Raw genomic sequence first — 4,793 nt, forward strand, 5'->3', positions numbered from 1 at the left:
GCCGAGCGGTGTGGAGTGCGGCAGATTGCGCGCGCTGGACCAGATCGAAGACAGCCTTCATCTTGTCGGTCGGCTTGCCGAGAACGAAGGTGCGGGTAATGTCGGACTGATAGCCTTCGACAGAGCAGCCGTCGTCAAGCATGAGGATGGATCCCTCGCGCAGAGTTTGCGGCTTGGCCGAGCCGTGAGGGACGGCCGTGAACTCGTCGACGTTGAGACTGGCTTCGCCTTCAAACCCTACCCTGCGGTAGGCGGCGGCGACGAGGCCGTGAACATCGACGGTGGTCATGCCGGGAGTGAGTGACTGCGCGACCGCGCGGTAGACAAGCAAGGTTGCGCGGCAGGCGAGACGCATGCATTCGATTTCATGCGCACTTTTGATCATGCGGCAGCCGGCAGTGATGGGCGTTGCCGAAACGATGTTGAGATGCGGGCTTGCGGAGCGGATGCCCTCCGCGAAGACGAAGGCCATATGCTCGTCGAGGCCGATGGTAGCGGTGGCGAGTCCGCGATCGTTCAGGCCCCTGCCAAGTGCGACGTAGGGGCTTTCGTCCTCTTGCCAGGTGAGGATGTCGATGTTGCCGGCGAGCGGGCCGGCGGCGAGAAGCTCGGTGGCGCGACCTTCTTCAAAAGCGGGGCAGACCAGGAAGGGCTTGCTGCGCGCGGGGAGGACGAGAGCCCAGAGGCGTTCGCCGCCATAGAGACGCAGATCGGCGAAGTAGACGGAAGAACTGGTAGAGTTTGCGAGAACAATGGCGTCGATCTTCGCGGACGTCATGAGTTGCCGGGCGCGTTCAATGCGGGCTTGGCGCTCGGCATTGGTAAAGGGGCGAGCGTTGCCGGAGAGATCAGGGAGAGCGGCAATCGCCCTCGGTGCAACTGGTGATCCGTGCGCTGCTCGTGATGAGAGGATGGTGGCTGCGATAGTCGCAGTCGCTGCGCCGAGAAAGTTGCGACGAGTAAGCGCGAGATTACGGGACATGGGCCTCCGGGGACTAAGGGACAGGATTTATCTAGACTAATGGGTACAAATGCGTCGAGCGCGTTCTAATTTCAAGTCCAATTGACAGGCATTGCGATGGGATGCGAGTCTCCAAGGACGCTTCCGCAGAGCTTCCAAACCCCTATCGAGAAAGAGAAACAATGAAGAAAGTGATTTTCGGATTGATGATGGGCATTGTTTGCCTGCCCACAGGAATGGCAGCCGCTCCCGCCGATGTAACTGCACCAATTCGTCAGTTCATTGATGGATTCAACTCAGGCGATACGAAGTCGGCTTTTGAAGCGTATGCGAAGGGTGATATCACGATCATTGATGAGTTTGCTCCGCATGTATGGATGGGACCTCATGCAGCGCAGGATTGGGCTGCGGATTTCGAAAAGAACGCGAAGGCCACAGGCGTCACGGATGCGAAGGTGACCTACAACGCTGCCGTGCGGACGGAGGTCGAAGGCGATGTTGCGTACGTGGTGATGCCTACCGGGTATGTCTACAAACTTAAGGGCATACCGATGGAAGAGAAGGGACAAATCACGGTTGCGCTGCATAAGGAGAAGGATGGCTGGAAGATGCGTGGATGGGCCTGGGCGGGATTGAAGCCGCATCCGGCGAAGTAGAGATCGGTCGATTCAGATACTTAGTTATGGTTCGTGCTTTACCATCCATGATGCGAAAGGAGCATCATGGATGGGGCACCCTGCATCCCGGTATCCGGGCGGTCTTATATCCTCGATAAATTGGGCATCCTTTCGGTTGCTCTTTTTCATTGTGCGCTGGAAATCTCGAGGGTGATGCAGTACTGCTGGGTGAGCTCGCACTGCAGCATGTCTTCGGCCAACAAGTTCCAGCCGACAAAGCCTGCGAATTTTCCGTTAGGGGATTGCTCGATTGTTGGAGCGAGGCCATCTCCGGTTTCGGCGTCGTAGTCTTCGTGCATCGATCCCCATTTTGCAATATCGCGATCGATATCGGTTGCGAGCGTGACAGCCAGCCAGCGGGCTTCCTCGTTGAATCCGTAGCGGCGCAGCGCGATCCAGTCCAGGAAATTCGCATTGATCCAGATGGGGCCGCGCCAGTTCGAGTAGGGGGTAATGATGGCCTGGTTGTTGTAAGCGGGATTGAAGCGCGAGAGGCTGCGGAAACCGTGCTCCGAGCGCATCTGCGTAGCGTTGAGCAGGTAGAGCGAGATCATTCGCCGGCCTTCCTCCCGTGGTACAAGGCCATCGACGAGCGGCAGGAAGTTGGACCACGCGACAACGCGGATGACCGCCCCGGTGTCGCGACGGCGGTTCCAGAACATGGCGTCTTGCGGAGACCATAGCTGACGCTGGATGGCGTGCCGCGTGGCGAGGGCTTCAGCCTGGTACACCTTGGCATCAGCCGAATCGCCAAGATGAGTGGCGATGGCGGACATGGCAAGGTATTCGCGCATGGCGTACACCGATGCATCGACGGCGAGGATGGCGCTGCGGTCGCTGGGATCGTTGGTGAGGGCGGCATTGTTGTCAGCGCCGGACTGCATGGCATTGTCCCAGAACCAGAGCTTCCACTTTTCGTCGTATTGCGTGCGGCGGCGGTAATCGAGGACGCGTTTCATCGCGGGCCAGACGGGGCGGATCCATTCGTAGTCGTGCAGATCTTCGGCAGCGATGACGGCGCCTTGCGCGAGAAACGGCTTCATCGCAAATTTTCCGAACAAGGGGCGCGGGCCTTTGGGCGTGATGCAGCCGGCCACATAACCTTCGGCATCGGCAGAACCGGCGAAGCCAAGCACCCAGTCGCGAAGGTACTTTGCATTGGCGGGATTCTGGTTCGCCCAGTGAAGGCCGATGAAGAAGCCGTCCCAGTCCCACATCTGGTTGTAGTAGCCGGCGGGGATGAGGTAGGGGTACTTGATGTATCCGTCGGCGGGGCGAATGGTCTGGGGAGCAAGGCGGTCGAAGTCGGTGGTGAGATTGTGCAGGAGGGCGACGGGATCTGGTTGCTCAGGTGGAGATTGGGCGAGGGAGAGGGAAATGGAGGCCAGGAGCGTTGCGATGAGAGCAAAGGGAGTGCGTAAGTTCACGGAAGAAATGATACCGCTGCCTATGCGGCCGGTCTGTGTTCGTGCTTTCCCACCCATGTCGCGGTGAAGCTGTGCCATGGGTGGGGCGCCCCAGCACCCGCGCTGGACCCAGACTGAAAAAGAACAACTGCAGGTTTCTCCACTGCGCTTCGCTCCGGTCGAAATGACAGAGCTTGAATAAGAACGCTCATCATAATGACAGAGGTTGAATGAGAATGCGCTCAGACTGGGACGACTTCGCTGACCTGCACGACGCTTTCGCCACTGTAGTATTTGCGCTGGTCGGCGATCAACTCTGGAGCGGTGGCGGCGAGGGCGGTGTCGAGTTGCAGCATTGTTTCGAAGTAGAGATGGCCGATGGCGTGGTGGTGTGAGGGCGTTCCGGGAGGGAAGGCTCCGATGCCGCGGTCAACCTCGATCCGGACGAGCCCGCGGGGCAGAAGGAGTTGGCGCGCCAGTATGAGGTGCGGACCGAGGTAGTAGTTCCAGTCAAACGTAGACTCCGGCGTAGCGGGATACATCACGGTGAGACGGATCATGGGTTCGGAATACTAGGCAGGCGGAATGGCTGTCAACCAGAACACAGAAGAATGAACCAAGCTGATCTCGAATAATCGATGGATGAGCGGGTTGAACCCTATTGAAAATGCAGCATTACGTTGAATGCCGAGGGGGACCCATCGAGATATTGAATGTGAGCCTGCGCTGCTGTATCGGATGGCCAGGAGGCGGAGTTCTCCTTGAGCCAATCCTTCAACAGTTGCGGGTTGTAGCATCTGCCTTCAAGCTCGATCCATGAGGCTTGCAATTGCCGCGCAACGCCGGCGCGGGGTTCCACTCCTTCGAGGAGAAGCTTGCCGAAGCTGACCAGCCTGCCCTGATCCATATCAATGGTCAGGCTGACGACGTGACGGCGGTTGTCGTATTGCAGCTTCGGAATTGCGCCGAAGTTCGCGTAGCCATCATCGGCGTATAGGTTCTTGAGGTTTTCAATTCCTTTTCCAATGACGATTGTATTGAAGACAGCGCCATCCTCAAGGGGGATCTGTGTTCGCAGTTGAGCGAAAGGAAAGACGGTGCCGCCGGGGTCAGCGGTGAATGTGATTCCGCTGAGGCGGTACTGATCGCGGGCATGAATTTCGAATGTAAAGTCGGCATCGCAGGTGTACTGGGCGTGGCGCGGTCGCGTGATCTTCACGTCATTGACTTCCGCGAATTCATATCCGGACTCGCGGAGTTTTAGACGCACACGCTCTGAGAGTTCGTCGACGTTGTAGGTACGGCCCTGGAAGGCGTGCACAATGTTCTGCCGCATGGGGCGCGAAAGGTCAGTGGATTTGAGAGTCAGTTTGTGGACGCGATAGACGCCCGAGGGTGGCGCGGATTGGCTCTGGGCAACTGCGGCGACGGGGAGAAGCGCGAAGAGTGCGATGAAGATCCGAATGCGCATGGCGACTCCGGGCTTTTGGGGAATCCGCGGCCAATCCTGGCCTGCCAAATTGGACGCCGGCGGCGAAGAAAAGTATTTTACCGCAAGCCCAGATTGCCTGGACTAGGACGCAGGCAGGATCTCGATGTAGTCGAGGGCCGCGGGGTCTTTCCCGTCTGGGGTTCCCACGATGCGGACGGTGTCGCCGGGTTTCAGAATAGCGTTGTGGACGATGTGACGGGTCGAGTTGTCTCCGTGAGGTCGAGGTGTGGGGAAGATGGCATCGGCAAGCCAGGAGG

At 58.6% G+C, this 4,793-nt stretch carries 5 protein-coding genes; 1 reads left to right on the forward strand and 4 read right to left on the reverse strand.

Features of this window, described 5'->3' with window-relative positions:
- On the reverse strand, positions 1-982 hold a 982-nt coding region (locus WA354_RS19540), incomplete at its 3' end, for a M24 family metallopeptidase (protein ID WP_472814697.1).
- Between the two features lie 161 nt (positions 983-1,143).
- Here WA354_RS19540 and WA354_RS19545 point away from each other — a divergent pair.
- Complete coding sequence (locus WA354_RS19545; protein WP_472814698.1) at positions 1,144-1,617, forward strand: YybH family protein; 474 nt, start codon at positions 1,144-1,146, stop codon at positions 1,615-1,617.
- A 146-nt stretch (positions 1,618-1,763) separates the two neighbouring features.
- Here WA354_RS19545 and WA354_RS19550 read toward each other — a convergent pair whose 3' ends face one another.
- The 3 genes from WA354_RS19550 to WA354_RS19560 all read right to left on the reverse strand — a co-directional run bounded on the left by WA354_RS19550 (position 1,764) and on the right by WA354_RS19560 (position 4,515).
- Positions 1,764-3,143, reverse strand: a complete 1,380-nt coding sequence (locus tag WA354_RS19550) for an MGH1-like glycoside hydrolase domain-containing protein (protein WP_472814699.1) — start codon at positions 3,141-3,143, stop codon at positions 1,764-1,766.
- 143 nt (positions 3,144-3,286) lie between these two features.
- On the reverse strand, positions 3,287-3,604 hold the full coding sequence (locus WA354_RS19555; RefSeq protein WP_472814700.1) for an EthD family reductase: 318 nt from the start codon (positions 3,602-3,604) through the stop codon (positions 3,287-3,289).
- A 98-nt stretch (positions 3,605-3,702) separates the two neighbouring features.
- The gene (locus WA354_RS19560; protein WP_472814701.1) at positions 3,703-4,515 is read right to left on the reverse strand and encodes a POTRA domain-containing protein; all 813 of its coding nucleotides are present in this window, start codon (positions 4,513-4,515) and stop codon (positions 3,703-3,705) included.
- Between the last annotated feature and the right edge of the window lie 278 nt (positions 4,516-4,793).

It is taken from the genome of Occallatibacter sp. (genome assembly GCF_049802275.1).
In the GTDB taxonomy this organism is placed as follows: Bacteria; Acidobacteriota; Terriglobia; order Terriglobales; family Acidobacteriaceae; genus Telmatobacter.

Excerpts from the sequence above, each read along its gene's own strand:
- WA354_RS19545 (WP_472814698.1), top strand. The coding sequence starts at position 1,144 with ATGAAGAAAGTGATTTTCGGATTGATGATGGGCATTGTTTGCCTGCCC.
- WA354_RS19550 (WP_472814699.1), bottom strand. The coding sequence starts at position 3,143 with ATGGCACAGCTTCACCGCGACATGGGTGGGAAAGCACGAACACAGACC.
- WA354_RS19555 (WP_472814700.1), bottom strand. The coding sequence starts at position 3,604 with ATGATCCGTCTCACCGTGATGTATCCCGCTACGCCGGAGTCTACGTTT.
- WA354_RS19560 (WP_472814701.1), bottom strand. The coding sequence starts at position 4,515 with ATGCGCATTCGGATCTTCATCGCACTCTTCGCGCTTCTCCCCGTCGCC.